The organism is Glutamicibacter sp. MOO4 (assembly GCF_056934395.1).
The window spans coordinates 2815930-2836418 of sequence record NZ_CM167800.1 but is presented as its reverse complement, the minus strand read 5'-3'; the positions used below and the strand labels follow the sequence as shown (position 1 = coordinate 2836418).

At 56.9% G+C, this 20489-nt stretch carries 18 protein-coding genes; 7 read left to right on the top strand and 11 right to left on the bottom strand.

The annotated features are described in order from the left end of the window. Positions 1-22 precede the first annotated feature (22 nt). The gene (locus tag AC1Z3F_RS13250) at positions 23-721 is read right to left on the bottom strand and encodes a maleylpyruvate isomerase family mycothiol-dependent enzyme (RefSeq protein WP_483566002.1); all 699 of its coding nucleotides are present in this window, start codon (positions 719-721) and stop codon (positions 23-25) included. Between the two features lie 115 nt (positions 722-836). Between AC1Z3F_RS13250 and AC1Z3F_RS13245 the strand changes: the two genes are divergently transcribed. Then, the gene (locus AC1Z3F_RS13245; RefSeq protein ID WP_483566001.1) at positions 837-2615 is read left to right on the top strand and encodes a plasmid pRiA4b ORF-3 family protein; all 1779 of its coding nucleotides are present in this window, start codon (positions 837-839) and stop codon (positions 2613-2615) included. 10 nt (positions 2616-2625) lie between these two features. On the opposite strand, the gene AC1Z3F_RS13240 is transcribed toward AC1Z3F_RS13245, so the two are convergent. The 4 genes from AC1Z3F_RS13240 to AC1Z3F_RS13225 form a co-directional block, all read right to left on the bottom strand. Further along, a complete protein-coding gene (locus AC1Z3F_RS13240) occupies positions 2626-3951 on the bottom strand; it encodes an LCP family protein (RefSeq protein ID WP_483566000.1) in 1326 nt (441 codons plus the stop codon). Between the two features lie 160 nt (positions 3952-4111). Further along, positions 4112-4999, bottom strand: coding sequence for a LysR family transcriptional regulator (locus AC1Z3F_RS13235; protein ID WP_483565999.1), 888 nt, complete (start codon positions 4997-4999; stop codon positions 4112-4114). Positions 5000-5116: 117 nt separating this feature from the next. After that, positions 5117-5275, bottom strand: a complete 159-nt coding sequence (locus AC1Z3F_RS13230) for a hypothetical protein (protein WP_165477320.1) — start codon at positions 5273-5275, stop codon at positions 5117-5119. Between the two features lie 99 nt (positions 5276-5374). Further along, entirely contained in the window at positions 5375-6397 is a 1023-nt protein-coding gene (locus tag AC1Z3F_RS13225) for a LacI family DNA-binding transcriptional regulator (RefSeq protein WP_483565998.1), read from the bottom strand. Between the two features lie 248 nt (positions 6398-6645). On the opposite strand from AC1Z3F_RS13225, the gene AC1Z3F_RS13220 reads away from it, so the two are divergent. Genes AC1Z3F_RS13220 through AC1Z3F_RS13200 form a run of 5 tightly spaced genes read left to right on the top strand, consistent with a single transcriptional unit; the run spans position 6646 to position 13098 of the window. Continuing rightward, a complete protein-coding gene (locus tag AC1Z3F_RS13220) occupies positions 6646-6993 on the top strand; it encodes an L-rhamnose mutarotase (RefSeq protein ID WP_483565997.1) in 348 nt (115 codons plus the stop codon). Positions 6994-7020: 27 nt separating this feature from the next. Next, positions 7021-8193, top strand: a complete 1173-nt coding sequence (gene rhaI / locus AC1Z3F_RS13215) for an L-rhamnose isomerase (RefSeq protein WP_483565996.1) — start codon at positions 7021-7023, stop codon at positions 8191-8193. Next, positions 8194-9501, top strand: a complete 1308-nt coding sequence (locus tag AC1Z3F_RS13210; RefSeq protein WP_483565995.1) for an MFS transporter — start codon at positions 8194-8196, stop codon at positions 9499-9501. Positions 9502-9559: 58 nt separating this feature from the next. Continuing rightward, positions 9560-11617, top strand: coding sequence for a bifunctional aldolase/short-chain dehydrogenase (locus tag AC1Z3F_RS13205; RefSeq protein WP_483565994.1), 2058 nt, complete (start codon positions 9560-9562; stop codon positions 11615-11617). Further along, the gene (locus AC1Z3F_RS13200; RefSeq protein WP_483565993.1) at positions 11614-13098 is read left to right on the top strand and encodes a rhamnulokinase; all 1485 of its coding nucleotides are present in this window, start codon (positions 11614-11616) and stop codon (positions 13096-13098) included. The genes AC1Z3F_RS13205 and AC1Z3F_RS13200 overlap by 4 nt, the downstream gene beginning before the upstream one ends. Before the next feature lie 63 nt (positions 13099-13161). On the opposite strand, the gene AC1Z3F_RS13195 is transcribed toward AC1Z3F_RS13200, so the two are convergent. The 4 genes from AC1Z3F_RS13195 to AC1Z3F_RS13180 form a co-directional block, all read right to left on the bottom strand. Beyond that, a complete protein-coding gene (locus tag AC1Z3F_RS13195; protein WP_483565992.1) occupies positions 13162-13812 on the bottom strand; it encodes a class I SAM-dependent methyltransferase in 651 nt (216 codons plus the stop codon). Positions 13813-13915: 103 nt separating this feature from the next. Continuing rightward, the gene (locus tag AC1Z3F_RS13190) at positions 13916-15586 is read right to left on the bottom strand and encodes a cytochrome b/b6 domain-containing protein (RefSeq protein ID WP_483565991.1); all 1671 of its coding nucleotides are present in this window, start codon (positions 15584-15586) and stop codon (positions 13916-13918) included. Positions 15587-15588: 2 nt separating this feature from the next. Continuing rightward, positions 15589-16572 carry an electron transfer flavoprotein subunit alpha/FixB family protein gene (locus AC1Z3F_RS13185; RefSeq protein ID WP_483565990.1) on the bottom strand — a complete coding sequence of 328 codons (984 nt, stop codon included), beginning with the start codon at positions 16570-16572 and terminating at the stop codon, positions 15589-15591. Positions 16573-16586: 14 nt separating this feature from the next. After that, positions 16587-17363 carry an electron transfer flavoprotein subunit beta/FixA family protein gene (locus AC1Z3F_RS13180; RefSeq protein ID WP_483565989.1) on the bottom strand — a complete coding sequence of 259 codons (777 nt, stop codon included), beginning with the start codon at positions 17361-17363 and terminating at the stop codon, positions 16587-16589. Between the two features lie 166 nt (positions 17364-17529). On the opposite strand from AC1Z3F_RS13180, the gene AC1Z3F_RS13175 reads away from it, so the two are divergent. Then, positions 17530-18639 (top strand): hypothetical protein, encoded by a 1110-nt coding sequence (locus AC1Z3F_RS13175; RefSeq protein ID WP_483565988.1) that lies wholly within the window; start codon positions 17530-17532, stop codon positions 18637-18639. Between the two features lie 20 nt (positions 18640-18659). Here AC1Z3F_RS13175 and AC1Z3F_RS13170 read toward each other — a convergent pair whose 3' ends face one another. Beyond that, positions 18660-19085 (bottom strand): DUF1801 domain-containing protein, encoded by a 426-nt coding sequence (locus tag AC1Z3F_RS13170; RefSeq protein ID WP_483565987.1) that lies wholly within the window; start codon positions 19083-19085, stop codon positions 18660-18662. Then, positions 19048-20472, bottom strand: coding sequence for an MFS transporter (locus tag AC1Z3F_RS13165; protein ID WP_483565986.1), 1425 nt, complete (start codon positions 20470-20472; stop codon positions 19048-19050). Before AC1Z3F_RS13165 ends, AC1Z3F_RS13170 begins: the two co-directional genes overlap by 38 nt. Between the last annotated feature and the right edge of the window lie 17 nt (positions 20473-20489).

The window sequence follows — 20489 nt, the reverse complement described above, 5'->3', positions numbered from 1 at the left end:
TCTTAGATTGATGACCGAATGTTTACCAAGTAGGCAGTTGGGGGATCGGTCCGTCAGCCTTAATGTCGCCTGCATTTCCACGGGCCAACCAGTCAACTAAGGCTGCACGGTCGGCACGCACGGTCAACGAGCCATCACCGATCACCCACTGGTCACCTTCTTCGCTGAGCAGCGTCATGCCTGGAGCATTCTTAACGCGCATGGTGCGCACGGCGGCTTCCACTGCGTCTTCAAGGGACTCCGGTTCGGCTTGCCCAATGGTCCATGCGGTATCAAGATCATGATGGTGGATGACAATTTCACAAATCCGCAAGGCAACCAGCGCGGTGGCAGGGATGACCTTGCCGTGCAAGTCCACTTCCTGGACAGCTAGCTCGCCGCTAAGGCGTTCGGACTGCTGGGCAAAGTAGGTAGCGGATTCATCAAAGGCAGCCAACAGTTCTTCGCGTGGCAACGCGGCCAACTGGTCAATCTCTGCAATGCGGGCTTCCTGAGAAGCGTAAAGCTGCTGCGGTTCTCCGCTGGTGACCCAATCAATGAGCTTGACCAGGGTGCGACCATTGGAGGCGAGGTGCGCGATGACCTGTGCTCGACTCCATCCTTCACAAAGGGACGCGGCGGCTAGTTCTTCAGCGGACAAGGTCTGCACCGTGGCGGACATCGTCGCGGTTTCGCGACCCAGGCGGGACAGATCTGAATGCAAAGCGGCAGTATCAATCATGATTTCACCCTACCAACGGCCCAGCGCAGTCTGGCACGCCTGAGGTCCCGCGCAGCTCAAATGTTGGCTATCTGCTAGGAATGACACGTAGCCTTGAAAATAAGCAAAGCAACGATTGGATAACAGCTCAGTGGCCAAGAAAAAGAAGAAGCAGAAGCCCAAGCAGGGGCACCCGGCGCGACTGCAAGGAGACGTCATCTCCATAGAGCGCGCAAAGGTAAAGCGCGGATTAGATGCGCTGGCCGTTCAGTTCACCCAGTGGCTTGAAGCACGACATGGGGATAACGAACTGGCGCCTATGGTTCTGGCCGTCGTGACCGAAACTTTGAGCTCCTACGCTGAGGCGATCGAACTACGCAGCGTCACCGACTTTGATCCGCCACAGCTATTCACCGTGTTGACTGCGACCATCGAATTTGAAGAGGCCGAAGACCCGGATGGTGACTCCGGAGAATTGCGCGATCTAGTCTTCACTGCGTGGACCGTCTACTTGGACTTCTTGCTCGACAGTGACCTGTGGGCTGGAGATGCAGCCAGCCTCGAATGGTTGCTGGCAGCAATTGATGCCGATGACCCCTTCGACGATGACAATGCAAAAAAGCCGTTGGATGTTCCGGAAACTGCAGAGGCTGCAGTGGCTGAAATTGCCCAAATGTCGGTCTCCAAAATGGGTCGGGAGCTCCTTACCTGGGCCACCACCACCGGTCACGAATATTGGGCTGCGGGACCGGGCCCTGAATACATGTCCCAAGCCGCGCACGCGGTACGCGGGCTATTCCCGAAGGACCTTGATTCAACAAGTCGTCACTACGTTGTTGCGGTCTTGCTTTCTGCCCTCGAATTCGCCGAGGCACTGGACACCAAATCTGCTGCGCTACCGGAGCTGGGCTCAACCTCGCACGACCTCATAGCTCCGGACGAGGCGACCTCCTTCGAGAGCAATTACACCTACCTCAAGGCCATCCTTGATTTGCTTCTGGCTCAGCCGGAACAAGAAGACGAGGAATCTCTTGAGTCCTGGGGTCTAGCAAACCTTTGGCTGCTGGAAGCCATTGATGCAGAAGCGCATTCGGTGGCAGCCGCCCGTGACGAGATGTTCTCGGAAGCTGCTTGGGCAGGTGCGCATCAGCGCATGGAACTGCTTCGGGCTCTTGGCTTGGTGAGCGAAGGAAGCACCTACGATATTCCGGGAATTGTTCGCCTCGCACTGACCGATCTGGATAACGAAGAGCAGGAAGAAGAACCTGCAAGCCAAGCGGTGGTTGATCCCTTTGGATTCTCGCCTGATGATGAGCAAGAGCCTAAGCGAGAAAGGCGGACCGAACCGTACACCGGTAAAGTGCTGCAGCTTAAGCTCTCCCTGCGCGATGTAAAACCACCGATCTGGCGTCGCGTGCTGGTTCCGGCTGACCTGAACCTCGGGGACCTACACGACATCATCCAGATCAGCTTCGACTGGTCCGACTCTCACCTGCACCAGTTCTACGGGCGGAACTATAAGATCAGCTATGGTCCGCAGAACTCCTATATGGAAAGTGACCACGACGAGTCGACGGTACTACTCTCCAAGCTCTTCAAAAAGCCTAAAGACCGCCTAAGCTACACCTACGACTTTGGTGATGATTGGCGGATCGGCATTGAAGTGGAGGACGTGCTTAAGTCCGATGACGGTCAGCTGCCGCGGTGTATCGGCGGGCGCCGAATGGGTCCGTTGGAAGACAGCGGTGGACCATTGAACTGGTCCGAAATGGTTCAAGAGCTGAAAGACGAAGTGCCCTTGACCATGATGCAAGACGTGATTCCCGAAGATGCTGCAATGGAGCCGGGTGAAGATTTTGACCCTGCCGTATTTAGTATCGAGGAAATCAACGAGAATCTGGATCTGGAGTTCTAATCCGTAACGCTTAGCCGCAAAGGCTCTGGCTAGCCTTGCGGTTAGTGGTTTTCACCGGTGACTTTTCCGGTTGATCCAAGCTTTGATAGTCCTGGCCGAGGTTTAACTGAACCCCATCAACATCAGCAGTAGTTGGCTTGATGTTCAGGTTTAGTGCCTTGGCCAGGGCTTTTGCTGTCTGTTGGGCCTCATCGGTATCAGTGGCCAACAGTGTGGATTTGTCGGCCACTGCACTCGCGTTGGTCACCGAAGTCACGTTAAACCCCTGCTTTGTAGCCTTGGCGGAGTACTCGGCGGCAAGACCAGGAACCTGGGCGGCGTTGAAGATCTGCACCGGTGCATCGTGTGTGGTGTCTTGAGTTTCGGTGACTACCGGGGAATCCTCCTGCAAACTCGCAAAGAGGCTCTGCGCACCGGCGGAGGGAATCACTCGATTTTTGTTCTGTGGTGCTGGCTGCCAAGGCATGGTCAGGAAAGTGATTTGATCCGTTGGGACCGCTTGGGCTCGCACTGCCAATGAGGTCAGGTCGGTCAGGGAACTAAGTCCCGGGTCGACCGTCAACGAGGATGTTGCCGCATCCAAGAATGAGTACAACCGATCCGGGCGGGCCAGTGTTTCCTTGCTGGTGGCCTGTTGAACGATTGCCGACATCACCATCTGTTGATGGCCAAGACGTGCAATATCACTGCCGTCGCCCACAGCGTGACGGGTACGTGCCAAGGCCAGGGCATCGCTGCCATTGACCGTTTGCTCCCCGGCCGGTAGGTCCAAGTTCGCTTTGGAATCCTTCATCGCTGCCGGTAAACAGACGTTGACTCCACCGAGGGCATCAACGATGGACATGAATCCCTCAAAGTTGATCTCAATAAAGTGATCCAAATGCACTGAGGTTAATGATTCAACAGCAGCCACCGAACAGGCCGGACCATAGTTCAGCGCAGAGTTCATCATCGCGAGCCCGCCAGCAAATTCTCCGGCACCCGTGTCTGCGCAGGCAGGCATGTCAACCAGGGTATCGCGAGGGATCTGCACTGCGTCAATGCGCTTATTGCCGGCGGCAATATGCACCAGAACCATCGAATCACTGCGTGCTCCTGAGGCATGACCAAAACCTGAGCGCTCCATTTCGCGGGTATCGGATCCCAACAGGAGAATGTTCAGATCTTTACGCGAGTCGTCAGGTGAGGACTCCGAACCACGCATAGCTGCAGTGGAGATGTTCCCTTGAAGTTTGAACCAGAGACCACCGGCCGCGACCAGCAAAGAAAGTACCAAGGCTGCGATGACCAGGACCGTGATGCGCCGGTGGCGCAGTTGTATGCGAAACTTGGTCATCGTTTTCTCCTAGGCGCCTTCAGCTGATTAGATCAAATTCCAGCGGACCACAGAACTACCGGTGCGTTCCAATACCTTGTCCACAACCACCTATGCGTTCAGGCTATAAAGGGCAGTGATTCCCTTACTTCATCACGTGAGTAGCACGCAGAAGGGAGGCTTACAAGAAACGAAGGAATTCGGTGAGCGCGGGGTTCTGGAACGATCCTCGACGATAGATCGCCCCGATGCTGCGTCCGGCACCCTGTGGCAGAGCAAGCTGACGCCCACCATAAACCTCGGCGGACTTAGCCATGATGCTTGGAACCATGGTGATGGCACCGGTGGCAATGCTTAGCTGCACTAAAGCATCGCGCTGAGTGGTGGTAATAACCCTGGGCGGGGTGCATCCAAACCCGCGGTAGACCTCATCGGTAATCTTCCGAATGGAAGTGCCCTGCGGCAGGCTGACAAGGGTGAGGCTATTCAGCAGCTGCGCATCAACCGTCACATTCTCTGGAAGGTCAGCTGAAACTATGGCGGTGAATTCTTGGTGGCGGAGCAACTGCGAGTGCAGATCCGCCGGGACACTGTGGCTGACTCCCAGAGCAAGGTCCGCGCTACCCAGTCGGACCACCTCGATGAGTTGCTCATGGTCTTCGGCGCTGAGGATCTCGATGTGGATTCCCGGATGCTGTTGATGAAATGGGCCGAGGAACTCAGGCAGGACACTGCCAATCAAGGACGGCAGTCCGGCCACCTTGAGCGAACCGGTAGTCAACTCCCGAGTGGAAGCACCCAATGCGTTGATGGAAGAGAGCTCATCGAGGATGCGCCGGCCGGCCGGGAGGATGCTGCGCCCCGTATCTGTCAGGTGCATAGTGCGCCCGACCGCACGGAAAATTGGCACACCCAAACTGTGCTCTAGCGCCTGGATCCGGCGCGACAGTGAGGGTTGAGAAATTCCAAGAATGTCAGCCGCTGCGGTGAAGGATCCGTAGTCGACAACTGCGATAACAGCTGATACCTGAGCGAGGGAGATACTGCTGATATCCAGATTCTTGGTCATGGATTCAACGCTAACATGGGCGCTAAAGCGTGATCGCACAGTGATTAGACGGTGAACAAACGACGGGATGCACTCGCTGAGTGCATCCCGTCGTGGAGAAAAGGTTCTTAGTTTTGCTTAGCTCTCGGTACCGTCGATCGCCGCGCCGGACGGCGTTGCGCCACCCTCGTCGGTCCAGTCTTGACCGACCTCGTCGTTCAGCGCAGGGTCGGAAACGGTATCTGGCAGTTCGGCTTCATTCTTGTTCAAGAAGGCGTCCGGATTATTTGCAGTCATAATTCCATCCCTTTCGTAGGCTGTAGTGCCAGCCTAACAAGTTTTGGGTGATGAATGCATCCCGAGACGTGGTGTTTTCAGGGATTCATAAGCAAGTGATCAGCTTGCGTTATCTGCTCCCACAGTCGACTCGCGAATCACCAGTTTGGGTGTGAAAACGAACTGTTCGCGAACTGCATCCTCGCCCGCTTCGGCTTCACGCAACAGGACATCAACTGCGGTGCGACCAATTTCTTCGGCCGGCTGCCTCACCGTGGTGATCGGGACTACCGCTGATTCAGCAAAGGCAATGTTGTCATAGCCCACCAGTGCGATATCTTCCGGGACCGAGAGTGAACCGGACATCACCAGGGCCTGCAAAATCCCTAGGGCCAACAAGTCATTGGCGGCGAAGATACCGTCAGGACGCTGCTCTGGTTCCATGGCGAGAATGCGTTCGCCCACAGCTCGGCCTTCAAGGACAGTTAGCTGCGCAGTTGGCAGGTACTGCAGTACAGCGTCGGCGGTGCCGGCAATGATCGACTGCGCACCTTCGAGGCGATGTTGGACCTGTTCGATGCTTTGTGGTCCGCCGACAAACGCGATGCGCTTACGGCCAAGATCCACCAGGTGCTGTACCGCGATGCGGCCACCTTCAACGTCATTAACTGAAACCGAGGAGAAGCTGCGGTCCCCACTTCCACGGTCTACCAAAACTACCGGGGTGCCGGATTCGCGAATTTTCCAGAGGCGACTCAAGTCGCTATGCATGGGGGAAATGAGTACGCCGGCCACTCGTTGCTCTTCGAAGAGATCCAGTAGCTGGCCTTCGGTGGTTAGCGAGCTGTCGCTGGAGCCCATCAATACGGTGTAGCCATTGTCTAGAGCTCGGCGTTGTGCGCCCTGGGTGACGTCCATGAAAAACGGGTTGCGCGCGTCAAGAACGACAAGTCCAAAATTTCGACTGTGCCCGGCCCGCAGTTGTCGTGCCGCATCGTTGCGGACAAAGCCAAGCTTCTCGATTGCTGCGGCAACCTTGTCGACCGTGCGTTCGGAAACGACCTGAGGTCGGTTGAGCACATTGGATACCGTGCCCACGGAAACTCCTGCTTCGGCGGCGACTTCCTTAACGCTGACGGCCACAGAGGATTCCTGTTCTTTTTGATGATGGTCTTCTTGCGAGTATATCCCGAGTGGCCCGTTTGCAGGCTTACACAACCTCATTTTGAAAGGTTTCAAAAATATTTCATTGAGTGATCGATTCCGGCTTGATCTAACTCAGTGAAGTAGCTTACACTCAATAAATCGAGTGATTGAAACGATTCATTTTCATAAAAATGAGACTCACTCGAATCCACTTACAACGACGTTGGTAACCGAAGGGAAAACGAGTGCGAGTCTGCTTCCAGCTACAAGTCGTCCCGAAGCTCATGGACCAGTACATCGAACACCATCAACAAGTGTGGCCAGAGATGCTGACAGCCATCAAGGACGCGGGACGTCGCAACTACTCGCTCTTCCTTCGAGAAGACGGGCTGTTGATTGGTTATTACGAAACCGACGACGACCAGGCAGCCCAAGCAGCCTTAGACGCCGATCCGCGCACCGGGAAGTGGGAAGCGCAAATGTCAGAATTTTTTGTCAGTCTCGACGGCCGCGCAGACCAAGGGGCCCAACGGCTCACCGAAGTATTCAACCTGGAAGATCAGCTGGCGCAATTTCCAGCAACCACGGACTAGTACAAAGCTTTAGAAATGGAGAGGTCAATGGGCACAACGTTGAGTCCCGAAAACCTGCAAACCCTGAACCGTCTAGCCATCGAAGTCCCTTCATGGGCCTATGGAAATTCCGGCACTCGCTTCAAGGTGTACTCCACTGCCGGCACTCCACGGGATCCTTTTGAGAAGATCGCCGACGCTGCCGAAGTTCATCGGCTGACCGGCCTAGCTCCATCGGTGGCATTGCACATTCCATGGGACAAAGTTGAGGACTTCGGCGAACTGCGTGCCCATGCCGAAAACCTCGGCGTCCGCCTAGGAACCATCAACTCCAATACCTTCCAGGATGATGACTACAAGTTCGGTGCACTGACCCACGAGGATCCAAAGATCCGACGCAAGGCCATTGACCATCACCTTGAATGCATCGATGTTATGGACTCCACCGGTAGCCAAGACCTAAAAATCTGGCTTGCCGAAGGCTCCAACTATCCAGGACAAGCCGACATGCGCGGGCGCCAGGATCGGTTGTCCGACTCGCTGGCTGAAATTTATGCACGGCTACACGGCGAGCAACGACTGGTCTTGGAATACAAATTCTTCGAACCAGCTTTTTACCACACCGATGTCCCTGACTGGGGTACCTCCTATGCTCAGGTGGCTGCCCTAGGCGAGCGCGCCATGGTGTGCCTAGACACCGGACACCATGCCCCGGGCACCAACATCGAGTTCATCGTGATGCAGCTACTGCGTCTGGGCAAACTCGGCTCCTTCGACTTCAACTCACGCTTCTACGCCGATGATGACCTGATCGTCGGCGCCGCAGATCCTTACCAGCTCTTCCGCATCATGGCTGAGGTGATCCGCGGCGGCGGGTTGGAAGAAACAAGCACCATTTCCTTCATGCTGGACCAGTGCCACAATGTGGAGAACAAAATCCAAGGCCAAATTCGCAGTGTACTCAACGTTCAGGAAATGACCGCCCGCGCGCTACTGATCGACCGCGTTGCATTAACCGAAGCCCAGATCTCCGGGGATGTATTGGTCGCCAACGAGATCTTCATGAACGCTTTTTACACCGACGTCCGCTCCCAGCTTGAAGCCTGGCGGGCCGAGCGTGGCCTACCAACCGATCCGATGCAGGCCTTCCGCGAATCGGACTACCAAACACGTATCGAAGCCGAACGTACCGGCGGAGTACAAGCAGGATGGGGAGCCTAAATGGGTACCGTAGCAACGAAGCGCGGCATCTCCGGATGGAAAGCCACCATCGCGGTGGCGATGAGCAACTACATCGAAGCTGGCGCCATCATCGCGCTCGCCACCAGCCTGAGCTTGTGGCAGAACGCCTTCGGATTTGAAGACTCACTCGTTGGCGTGATCGCGGCAGTCTCGGCCAATGCCTTCGGCGCGGCCCTTGGCGCGATGATTGGTGGACCGCTCTGTGACCGCTTGGGTCGTAAGTTCATCTACACCTACGACCTGATGGTCTTTATGCTCGGCGCGCTGCTGATCACTTTCACCTTCAACACTGCCCTGCTCATCATCGGCGTGGTCCTTATGGGCATTGCTGTGGGTGCTGGTGTCCCGGCATCCTGGACCTATATCGCCGAGGAAGCTCCGCAAGAATCTCGTGCCGCCCATGTGGGCACCGCGCAGTTGGCTTGGTCCTTTGGTCCGGCCGTTGGCTTCGCATTGGCGATCATGGTTGAGCCGCTGGGAGTGGCCGGTTCACGCCTGATCTTCTTCCACCTGTTTATTGTGGCCGCCGTGACCTGGTGGGTGCGCCGCGGACTGCCCGAATCTACTCGGTGGAAAGAGCAACGGGCGCAGGAACTGGCCAACGGTACCAAGGTATCCTTCTTCTCCGGCATCCGAGGCCTGCTGGCCGAACGCAAAAACTGGTCCGCCCTGTTCTTCCTGATCGGTGTGTATGGACTATGGAATACCGTGGCCGGTCAGGCCGGAATTTTCCAGCCGCGAGTCTACGCAGCTGCCGGCGTGGAATCAGCCACGCAGCAGAACCTGCTGCAGGTATTGGTTTGGGTGCTCACCGCTGCCGCCACGTACTTCGGCTTCATGAAATACGGGGATCGAGTATCGAGGCGGTGGTTGTACTTCACCGGCGCCTTGCTAGGTATTGCCGCCTGGGCGGTGCTGATCTTTGTACCGCCTGGCGCCTTCTCACTGCTGTTCTACGCAGTGGCCTGGGGCATCTCCGCTGGTATCGGAGCGCAGGCGTTCTACGGTTTGTGGACCGCTGAGCTCTTCGCCACCAAATACCGTGCCAGCGCCCAAGGTGTCCTTTTTATGCTGGCTCGTGTTCTGGTCGGTCTGCTCTCGCTGGTCTTCCCGGTGCTGCTGACCAACATGGGACTGGAGAAACTCGGCCTGCTGATCCTTGGACTGCTCGCTGCAGCCTTGCTAATTGGAACCATCTGGGCTCCCGAAACCCGCGGTAAGTCCCTCGAAGAAATTGAAGTATCTCGTTACGGCAAGCTAGTGGCACCCGACAAGATCGACGCCTAAGCACCAGACCGCCTGATCACCACCACGCAGATCCCTGAGACGAACTACTGAGAGAATCATGACTCAAAGCATCACATCAACGAGCACCAGCGTCGCTGCGCAGCTCATCGAACGCTCCAACCGCCTGGGGCAAGACAAGAAAAACACCAACTACGCCGGTGGCAACACCTCGGCCAAGGGCAGTGCCATCGACCCGGTCACCGGCGAGAATCTTGAACTGCTCTGGGTCAAAGGCTCCGGCGGAGACTTGGGAACGCTCACCGAACAGGGACTGTCCACCCTGCGCTTAGACCGCATGCGTTCACTGGTACAGGTTTACCCCGGGGTGGAACGTGAAGATGAAATGGTGGCCGCCTTCGACTACTGCCTGCACGGCAAGGGTGGCGCGGCACCATCCATCGACACGGCAATGCATGGTCTGGTTAACGCCAATCACGTTGACCACCTGCACCCTGACTCCGGAATCGCCATCGCGACCGCCAAAGACGGCCGCGAACTGACCGCCAAGATCTTTGGCGACAAGGTGGCCTGGGTGGATTGGCGTCGTCCGGGCTTCCAGCTCGGACTAGACATTGCCCGAATCAAGGATCAAAACCCACAAGGGGTGGGCTGCATCCTCGGCGGTCATGGAATCACTGCTTGGGGAGACACCAGTGAGGAATCGGAAGCGAACTCATTGTGGATCATCGATACAGCCGCCGACTACATTGAGCAGCACGGAGCACCTGAACCTTTTGGTGCGGTAGTTGCAGGTTTTGAAGCCTTGCCCGGATCTGAACGGCGTACTCGGGCCGCCGAGCTGGCGCCAACCATTCGCGGTTTGGCCAGCACCGATAAGCCAATGGTCGGCCACTTCAACGACGACGAGCGGGTCTTGGAGTTCCTCTCCCGAGAAAAGCTGGCACAGTTAGCTGCGCTCGGCACCAGCTGCCCAGATCATTTCCTGCGCACCAAGATCAAGCCGATGGTTCTAGACCTGCCGACATCGGCAAGCCTTGAGGAGCAGCTGGATCGGCTCAAAGAATTGCACGGGCAATACCGTGAGGACTACCAGCGCTACTACGAGAACCACAAGGATGAAAACTCCCCGGCCATGCGCGGAGCGGACCCTTTGATTGTCCTAGTTCCCGGCGTGGGCATGTTCTCCTACGGAGCCAACAAGCAGACGGCACGGGTGGCCGGCGAGTTCTACTTGAATGCCATCAACGTGATGCGTGGCGCTGAAGCGCTCTCCACCTACACCCCGATTTCTGACGCGGAGAAGTTCCGCATCGAATACTGGGCGTTGGAAGAAGCCAAGCTGCAGCGTATGCCCAAGCCAAAGTCCCACGCTGGCCGTATTGCCTTGGTGACCGGTGCGGCTTCGGGCATTGGTAAAGCCGTGGCCAAGCGGCTGGCTGCCGAAGGTGCCTGTGTGGTGATTGCCGATCTGGATCTGGCCAAGGCGCAGGACGCAGCCGCCGAACTGGGCAACAGCGATGTTGCCGTGGGTGTAGCCGCCAACGTTGCAGATGCCAACGCCGTACAGGCCGCCATCAACGACGCAGTGCTGGCCTTTGGTGGGCTGGACTTGGTGGTCAACAACGCTGGGCTCTCGCTATCGAAGTCCCTGCTAGAAACCACGGAAGCAGACTGGGATCTTCAGCATGACGTGATGGCTAAGGGTTCGTTCTTGGTGTCCAAGGCGGCGGCTAAGGTGCTGATTGAGCAGAAACTGGGCGGTGACATCATCTACATTTCCTCCAAGAATTCCGTATTTGCTGGCCCCAACAATATTGCCTATTCAGCTACCAAAGCTGACCAAGCTCACCAGGTTCGTTTGCTTGCTGTTGAGCTGGGCGAGCATGGAGTCAGGGTCAACGGCATCAATCCTGATGGTGTGGTGCGAGGTTCAGGAATCTTCTCCTCGGGTTGGGGCGCTCAACGTGCTGCAACCTATGGCGTAGCCGAAGAAGACTTGGGCCAGTACTATGCAAACCGCACAATTTTGAAACGAGAAGTTGTCCCTGAAAACATAGCTGACGCAGTATATGTACTGACCGGACCCGAATTAACCCGAACTACTGGGTTGCACATTCCAGTGGATTCTGGGGTTGCAGCAGCCTTCCTGCGATGAGTGAAAACGTTAAGCACAAGCCAGTTGCGGCCATTGATTTAGGTGCAACCAGCGGCCGGGTCATGATTGGTGAACTGGTGGGCGGGAAAGTTCAGCTGACCCTCTGTCACCGTTTTGCCAATGGGCCGGTGTCGTTGGACCAGCTTGAAGACGGCGCATCAGCCCAGGCTTTGGCCTGGGACATTGATCAGTTGTGGGCGCAGATTCGCATTGGCCTGAAAAAGGCCTTCGAGATGCGCCCGGACATTGCCAGCATTGGCGTTGACTCCTGGGCCGTGGACTATGCACTGCTCAAAGAAGGTCAGCGTCTAGGCCAGGTGCGCCACTATCGGGACCCACGCAATGAGCAGGCAGTGCCTGATCTTGAACTTAAGTTCAGTCGCGCTGAACTATTTGAGCGCAACGGACTGCAGTATCTTCCGTTTAATACCGTGTATCAACTGCAGGCAGAATACAACGATTCCCGGTTGGCTCAGGCGGATCAACTGCTGTTGGTCCCCGACTACGTCAACTGGCTACTGACCGGCCATGCACGTTGTGAATGGACCAACGCCTCCACCACCGGGCTGCTTAACCAGCGGACGGAAACCTGGGATGAGGACTTGGTGCAACACCTCGGGGTTGCAAACAAGCTGGCTCCAATCATTCAACCGGGTCAGGAAGTGGGCTCCTTGCTACCCGAGTTGGCCCGAGAATTTGGGGTCTCGGATTCGGTCAAGGTGGTGGCGGTTGCGTCGCATGACACCGCAAGTGCGGTGGCAGCGACCCCGCTGACCAGCGAAAAATCGGCCTACATCTCGTGTGGCACATGGGGTCTGGTCGGTGTAGAACTAGGCGAACCGGTGCTGAGCCAAGATGCTCAAGAGGCGGGGTTCACCAACGAACTCGGTTTGGACGGGGCGGTACGGTTCCTCAAAAACGTTACCGGTACATTCCTGCTCAGTGAGTCGGTGAGCTATTGGAATCAGCAAGACAAGTTGGCCGCAGAGCCTGAAGCTCAGTTGAGTGACCTCCTTAAAGAGGCCGAAACCCTGCCCGTAACTGGGGTGTCGATTGATCCGCAACATAAGATGTTTCTCGCTCCAGGGCAGATGCCGGAACGCATCAACGACGCGATTGTGGCTGCCGGTGGAAGTGCACCGGAATCTCGTGCGGAGTTGATCCGCGTGGTCATCGAGTCCCTCGCTGCCAGTTTTGCCCGCCAAGCGCGAGAAGCCGCACGCTTAGGCGGATTCGAGTTAGCAGACATCCACATCGTTGGCGGCGGATCTCAAGGCGAATTGTTGTGCCAGCGCACCGCTGATCACGCTCAGGTGCCGGTGATCGCCGGGCCAGTTGAATGCACTGCCCTAGGCAATGTGATGGTGCAGCTGAACGTGACAGCGCAAGGTACCAACAAGGCCGAAGACCTGCGTACGGTCGTTCGCCGTTCCGTAGATTTGCGTCACTATCGACCAGATAGTGCGCTCAAGCTGGTTTAGATCCGTGTGGGAATCTATTCCATCAGCGACCCCCAGCCCTGTGGGCTGGGGGTCGCTTCATGCTTAACTGTTGCGCTGAACAAACACCACGGAATCTTCCATAACAGCCGGTTCCCCGTTGGGTGCGGTGATGGTGCGTTCGCGAAGCTCCGCGGTGTGAATGCTCCACTGCTCCGGGTCCAGGTTCAACGCCTCAAGTTCCTGCTCGGGGCTGGGGAAGATGGGCAGCTCATGTTCCGGAATCTGCGCGAAGGATGGCAAGGACGCATGCGATAAGGCCAGCAGGTGACCGCCGGGTGCAACAAAGCTTGCAGCCTTGCGCAAGAACTGAGCGCGAGGGAACTGGAACGGAGCTTGGAAGAAGCTCAGGGTCACCAGATCAAAGCTCTGTTTTGTATCCCACGCATCCAGATCCGAAGCCACAAACTGTGCTGCGCTGGGATCTATTCCATGCTTTTTCGCTTCCTCAACAGCGCGAGAGATCGCGGTCGGGGAGATGTCCAGCCCGGTGGCCTGCCAGCCATTGGATGCCAGCCACAAAACGTCGCCGCCTTCTCCGCAGCCAATGTCCAATGAGGTCCCCGGCGTTAATGGAGCTACCAGATCTTCAATGACCTTATTAACCTTGCCGGACCATACTCGTTCCGATTGCCCGTAGTGCTTTTCCCAGAAGGCGACGCCTTCAAGTTCTTCGGTATTGTGCTGGTGGCTCATTAGTGCCGTCCTGTTCTGATTCGTCAGTCTCTATTAACCGACCGTACCGGCAGCGGAGTGAAGCACGCGAGGTAATTTGCGTCAGCGGCAAGAATTGGCAAAGTTAGCGAGAACTGACCTTTCCGAAGAACCGTGCGATGGAGGCAAGGACCATCGGCCTGCAGGCAATCCATGCACCGATGATGACCAGCAAAGACAGTGCAAAGTAGAGCAATCCTGCCCAGTTGCCCGCGTACGCAGTGGGATCTGTTGAACCTTGCGCAGCGTACACATGGTTCAGATTGCGCAAAGCACCGGTGGAGAACACCAAGATCACATGGACAAGTATGAACAAGACAAAATAGAGCATGGTGGGGAAGTGCAGTGCACGTGCCCACTCGATAGGGTACCGCTTGCTCAGTGCTGGGTTTTTAGGCCAGAACGCACTCAACCGGAATCCGGTGATTGCAGCCAACGGTGCAGCGATGAATACGGTGACGAAGTAGGCCAGCTGCTGCAACGAGTTGTAGTTGACCCAACCATTTTCAGTTGGCCAATCCAAGCTCAGATACTGCAGGGCCGCAGAGAGTGCGTTCGGGAAAACTTCCCAAGACGTAGGGATGATTCTCATCCAATGTCCTGTTGCGAACAGCATGATGACAAAGACCAAACCGTTGATGATCCACAGCAAATCTAGGCTTTGATGCAACCACAAGTTGATGCTGACCTTAGGGCTTCGCTTGGATGACCAATAGGCTGGCGGCTTTTTCTGGTGTCGGACCAGCATTCCTGAACGGATGATCAGCACCATCAGGAAGAAGTTGAAGAAGTGGTTCCATGCAAGCCATGCGGGAACGCCAACGGGAGCCGACTCAGGCAGGTGGTATTCGCCCGGGTAGCGATCGATGAACGCGGCAACTGCATCGATGCTGGCAATGCCGCGAGCCACCAGGACCACCGCGGTGGCCATGCCCAAGGCACAGAACGCACCGAGAATCGAAGCCAAAACCCATTGTTTGGTGGTCAATGGACCATGGCGTTTTGGTTCTGTTTTCGCTGGTGTTGAAGTTGGCTTTGAAGGCGCGGCAGCCGGTGCTTTTTCAGCTGGCTTTGCCGGCGCCTTGGCTGGTTGTTCTGTTGGGCTTGGTGCTGGTGCGGTAGTTGCCGCAACAACTTCCGGCTGTGATTGGGTCTCCTGAACTGAGGCAGCGGGGGTATCTACAACTGGTGCCGGTGCCTCAGCGACGGTCTTCGATTCTTCAGACGGAGCTTGGCTTGTAGACGACGGAGCAGAAGCGATGAAACTACTTGGTGGCCAAGCTTCACCGTCGGCTACCCGAGGCAGCCCTCGTCTGATTGTTGCGCTTTCCCCACCTGTTGCAATTGGGCTGGCAAGGGCAGTGGCGCTCGCGGGTGCAACTTCTGCAGCAGCGACGTCAGGCTCGACTTCAGCTTCAGCAGGTGCAGCAACAACTGGCTCCGCAACAACCGGTGCTGGTTGAGCGGGCGCCGCGGCAGAGGTAGTAACCGGTGTTTGTGCCGGTGGCCATGGCTGTCCATCAACGCTCCGGGGTAATCCTTGGCGTAGCGACTGGGCAGGTGTTACCGACGCAGGAGCCACATCAGAAATAACCTCCGAAGTAATCGCCGGAGCCTGCGGCGTGACATCGCTTTCAACCGCTACTGGTGGCGCAACGGGTTCGGCTTGAGGCACTACCTCGGTAACCGGCGGCCAAGGATCTCCACCGGCTACACGGGGCAAACCCTGGCGAAAGGTATTGGATGTTGGGCTCATGATTACTGCGCCTTGCGTGCTTCCAGCGCGGAGATCAACTGCGGAACAACTTTGAACACATCGCCAACAATGCCAAAGTCAGCAATTTCAAAGATTGGTGCATCGCTGTCTTTGTTGATCGCCACAATGGTTTTTGCCGTCTGCATCCCAGCCTTATGCTGGATGGCTCCGGAGATGCCGAGGGCAACGTAGAGCTGCGGTGCCACGGCCACACCGGTCTGACCCACCTGGGCTGCGTGCTCAATGTAGCCAGCATCAACGGCTGCGCGTGAGGCGCCCACGCCGGCGCCCAGCGCATCGGCCAGCTGGTAAACCAATTCAAACTGCTCGGCACTACCCAGACCTCGACCGCCGGAGACAACACGGGTGGCGGTACGCAGCTCGGGACGAGCGGAGTTGCTCGTAGCTTGTTGGATCTCGTGCACTTCGATTTCTGGGCTATGACTAGCGGTCAGCTCAAGGGCGGTAATGCTCGCTTCTTGGCTTGGCGCCCGAAGCTCGCTACTGCCCACCCGGAGGGTGATCACCGGGGCACCAAAGGTGGGCGCACTGAAAGTTGAATAGGCGCCACCATAAATTGAGTGGCTGGCCATGATGCCTTGCTCATCGCGTTGTACACCCAGCGCGTCCACGCTTACCGCTAGCTTGTTGCGTACCGCAAAACGGGCTGCGACCTCACGCGAGGTGAGTGTGTGGCCCAACAATACCGCTTGGGGCTGGACTAGGTCATAACCATTCTGCAAGGCGTCGGTCAGTGGAGCGCTGAGGATGGTGGAGCCGGTACTGGCGGTCAGTACCGATGCGGCACCACCTTGAGCTGCCTGAGTGGCGAAGGACTGAAGTTTTTCCTCAGTTCCGGCCACCAGCGCAACCGGTGTGCCAATGCTGCTGGCAGCACCAAGTAGTTCGGCGTAGTTGCTGGCCAGCTCACCGTTGGACGTGGTTTCGAGGAACACCAGAATGGAATCCGGGGCAAAAGTTGTCATGATTTTTTCTCCGCTCACACCAGGTTGTTCTTGGCCAGGTACTCAACCAGCGCAGCCGCTGCCGCTCCGTCGTCATTCATGATCGTGCCAGCCTCACGCGGTGGTCGTTGCTCAACGGCAAGCATGATGGACCGAGCCGTATCCGTAGGCAGCGCTTCAACGCCGAGGTCCGCAAGCGTTAGCACCTCGATCGGCTTTTTCTTGGCGGCCATAATGCCTTTAAAGTTGGGGAATCTTGCATCGGGCAAGGCCTCGGTGATCGAAGCGATGGCCGGAAGCTTGGCGCTAATCTGCGCGGTAGCCCCCTGAAGCTCGCGGGTTCCGGTGATCTGGCCCTCGGCGATTGATATCGCGGACAGCGAGGTAGCCGCTGGCAGGTTGAGCAGTTCTGCGAGCATTACCGGCAGCATTCCGGCCGAACCGTCGGTGGACATGTTCCCGGTGAGGATCAGATCGTAGTCCTCTCGACGTAGCGCGGCAGCCAAGACCTGCGCGGTCAGAACCAGGTCCGCGCCAAGAAGTTGTTCGTCGCTGATCTGCACGGCGGAAGCCGCACCCATAGCCAGAGATTTGCGCACCGTGGCTTGAATGGACTCTGGGCCCATGCTCAGCACGGTGATCTGAGTAGCGGGGTCTGCATCCAATACCTTGAGCGCCACTTCCAAGGTGCGCTCGCCGATTTCATCAAGCACCGACTCGGAGGCGGAACGCTGCGCAAGCCCGGTGTACATGTTCAGTTCCCGGTCCGCTCCGGTGTCCGGAACTTCCTTGATTAGAACGGCGATCTTCATTCGGATTCTCCCTCGTACCGCAAATGCTAGGACTTCCAAGTTTCTCTGTTGATCATCATGTCCGATTACCGCAGGCAGGTCAATGGTGGCGCGTGGGTTACCGCAAATCGTAGGTGCACCGTAGTCTTGAGACCGAGACCAGTATCGCTAACTCGAAGGATCACTCATGGGCAGCAAAAAGCGTCAAGGTAAGAAGAACTCCGGCGCAGGAAACCCTGCAAAATCCGCACCACGAGGACGTAGCGTTTACCGCATTCAGGTAGAGCAGTATCTGGAATCCTTGCGTGCGCCATACACCGCTTGGGTCACCACCGCGGTCCCGGCCTTCTCCCCAGAAGATGCCGCCACCGCCGCGTCCATCCAGCTCAACGTAGTTGGAGCCGTAGGCGGCGAATACGCGCAGCGCGCCAACAGTTCCAACCTGCACAACATCGACGTTGACCTCTTTGGCGAGACCCTGGCCGAGTACCTGGTGTCCCTGGACGACGCAGTGGCGCCGGAACCAATCTTCAGCGCTTGGCTGGACTACCTCAGCTTTGTTGAAGAGAACAAGCTCTGGGAGGGTGAAGCAGAGAACTTCCAGGCCCTGCGCGAAATGCTCGAGGACACCCTTGATGGCTTTGCCGAAAGCGACGCGGAAATCTGCGAACTGCTGCGTGCCACCGAACTGTTTAAGCAGGTTAAAGCCTTCGCGCTGGCCCTGGGTGACGGGGTGGACATGAGCGATAGCAGCGAAGAGTCCACCGCGGCACGCGCCCGTGTGCTGCGCGCAGTTGGCGTGGATCCGGAGACCTTTGACAATGGTGAGCCAGCACCGCTGGCCTTCACCTATGTTTGGGGCGCAGCTCGACTGTCCGTCGTCACCTACGACGGCCCGGTCATGACCTTGGATGAAGAGTCCTACGACCTGGTGGTGGACGGTGCTGAAGCCGGCAGCGCTCAGCTGCTCTTCGAGATGGCCGTCGGCGCAGTCCAGGCCCACCTGAACCCCGCCTTCGACGTCACCCTGCGCGATGAGGCCCACTACCTGGTGCTGCGCAACCTGCTGGTTACCGCCTCTACCGGACGCGATGGCGACCTTGAAGGCCTGCGCCGCAATGTGGGACCGAAGATTTACGACGCGGTTCTGCCCGAAGCCCAGGCTGCCATGGAATCACTGGCTAACTACGGACTACTGACCAAGGATGGTGATAACTACAGCATCGACGAACGCCTGGTGCCAGTAATCTCCGCCGGTATTACCGAGGTGGAAACCTTCTTCGAAGAAGCCGAATAACACCGGTCGCCGTCCCCGCTTTAGCCCGCAGTTTGATCCGGGCGTGCAGCGGCGATGGCGATCAGTTTTTTAAGCACCTCAAGGTCGATATCCTCTAGTTTGCGCACGTACACACACCCCATACCTTCGGTGTATTTACCCAGTTGTTCCAGGAGTGCGGCGCCTTCGGGCATATCTTTGAGCCCATAAATGGATAGCTGCGCCTTGCGTGGAGAGAACCCGGTTTTAGGCCAGAGGCCAGTATTTTTTGGGTTGGACGGCGAAACGTAGGTGTACGTTCCGTAGCCGACAATGCTCGGCCCCCACATCACCGGAGTCTCGCCGGTGACCTCACTGAAAATTCGCTCCAGCTCTTCACCATCTACCCGACGCTTTGCCGGGGTGGCCGCCGCGATGAACTCGTGGACATCAACGTCGGTGGGAAGGGTCTTCTGGGTTGTTGCCAAGTTCTTGCTCCTGAAGTGTTGTGGGCTCTTCTGCTTGGAAAATTGTGGAGAGCTTACGGTACTGCTTGGTGCCCATAGCTAAGAATGCCACCAAGATCATGATCAGCCCTCCGACAAGGAAGATCAAGGCAATGCCACGGGCCTGACCGTCGCCGAGCAACCACCCCAGTTGCGTAGTTCCCTCGTCGCTACGCATGTACGGGATGATCCAATACTGCGCCAGCGGTGCAATGAGGAATGCGGTAATCGGCGCGGCCGCGGCCTCCATCATCTGGGCAAAGCCGAAGACTCGACCCTGCCTGCGGAAAATCACCACTTTTTGTATCACTGTTTGTTCCGAGGCTTCAACGGCTGGAATGAGCATCATGTACAGCCAGATTCCCACGATGTAGAGCCACGTCCATTCGCGAATCGTGAATGTTGCGCCCAGTAGACCCATCGCTGCTACCAGCCAGAGCATGGTGCGAATCGGGTTTTTGCCCAATCCGAATTTGGCAATCAACAAACCGCCAACAATGAACCCGGTGGAAGCTAATCCAAAGGTCAATCCCCACGACTGGACGGACATGATGGTCAACCCGTAGGGATCCATCAACGCCATATATGTGCCGCCGATGAAGTTGTTAAACATCGAGAAGATAATCAGCGCGAACAACCCTGGGATGGCCATCACCGTGGTGAATCCGAGACGCAGATCGCTGGTTTTGGTGCGGCCTTCTTCCTTTTCAGGTTCCTCTTCCGGAATCGAGATCCCCACCAAGTGCAGCATGGTCAGCACCACCATCACGATGGAAATGACCAACGTCCACCCCATCCCCAACCAGCCGATGGCAAGACCACTAAAAACGCTGGTGATGATAAACGCGATGCCCTGCACCGTGCCAACCAGACCATTGGCGTTGGCATGACGTTCTTGGGGTATCAGCAGCGTGACCGTTGTGGACAGAGCGATGCCACGCATCTGTTCAACGATGGCCCCAAAGAGGATCACCAGGCAAAAGAGCCAGAACTGCCATCCGCCGACATTCAGGATGTCCTTTGTAGGTAACCAAAGATAGATTAGTCCGGCCAAGCTGAACGTGACTGCGGTGATCATCGCCGAGAATACAAACACGGACTTCTTGCGGTGGTTGTCCACGATGGTGCCGAAAACCATGGAGAACACGGAAATCAGCAACATGAACGCACCGCCAATAATGCCGGTAGCCATCACGTTTTGAGTTTCGAGATAAACCCAGAACGTCAGTGCAAACCACAGGAAGCTTGTGCTGAAGTTGGCGATCGCGGTGTTGATCAGAATATGCATAAAACTACGCTGACCATCGGCCGGCACCACGCGCGTTGCGTTGTCGGGCGGTGTCGAATTTTCAGTTTGCTCGTCACTCATGAGGTGACCTGCTCTAG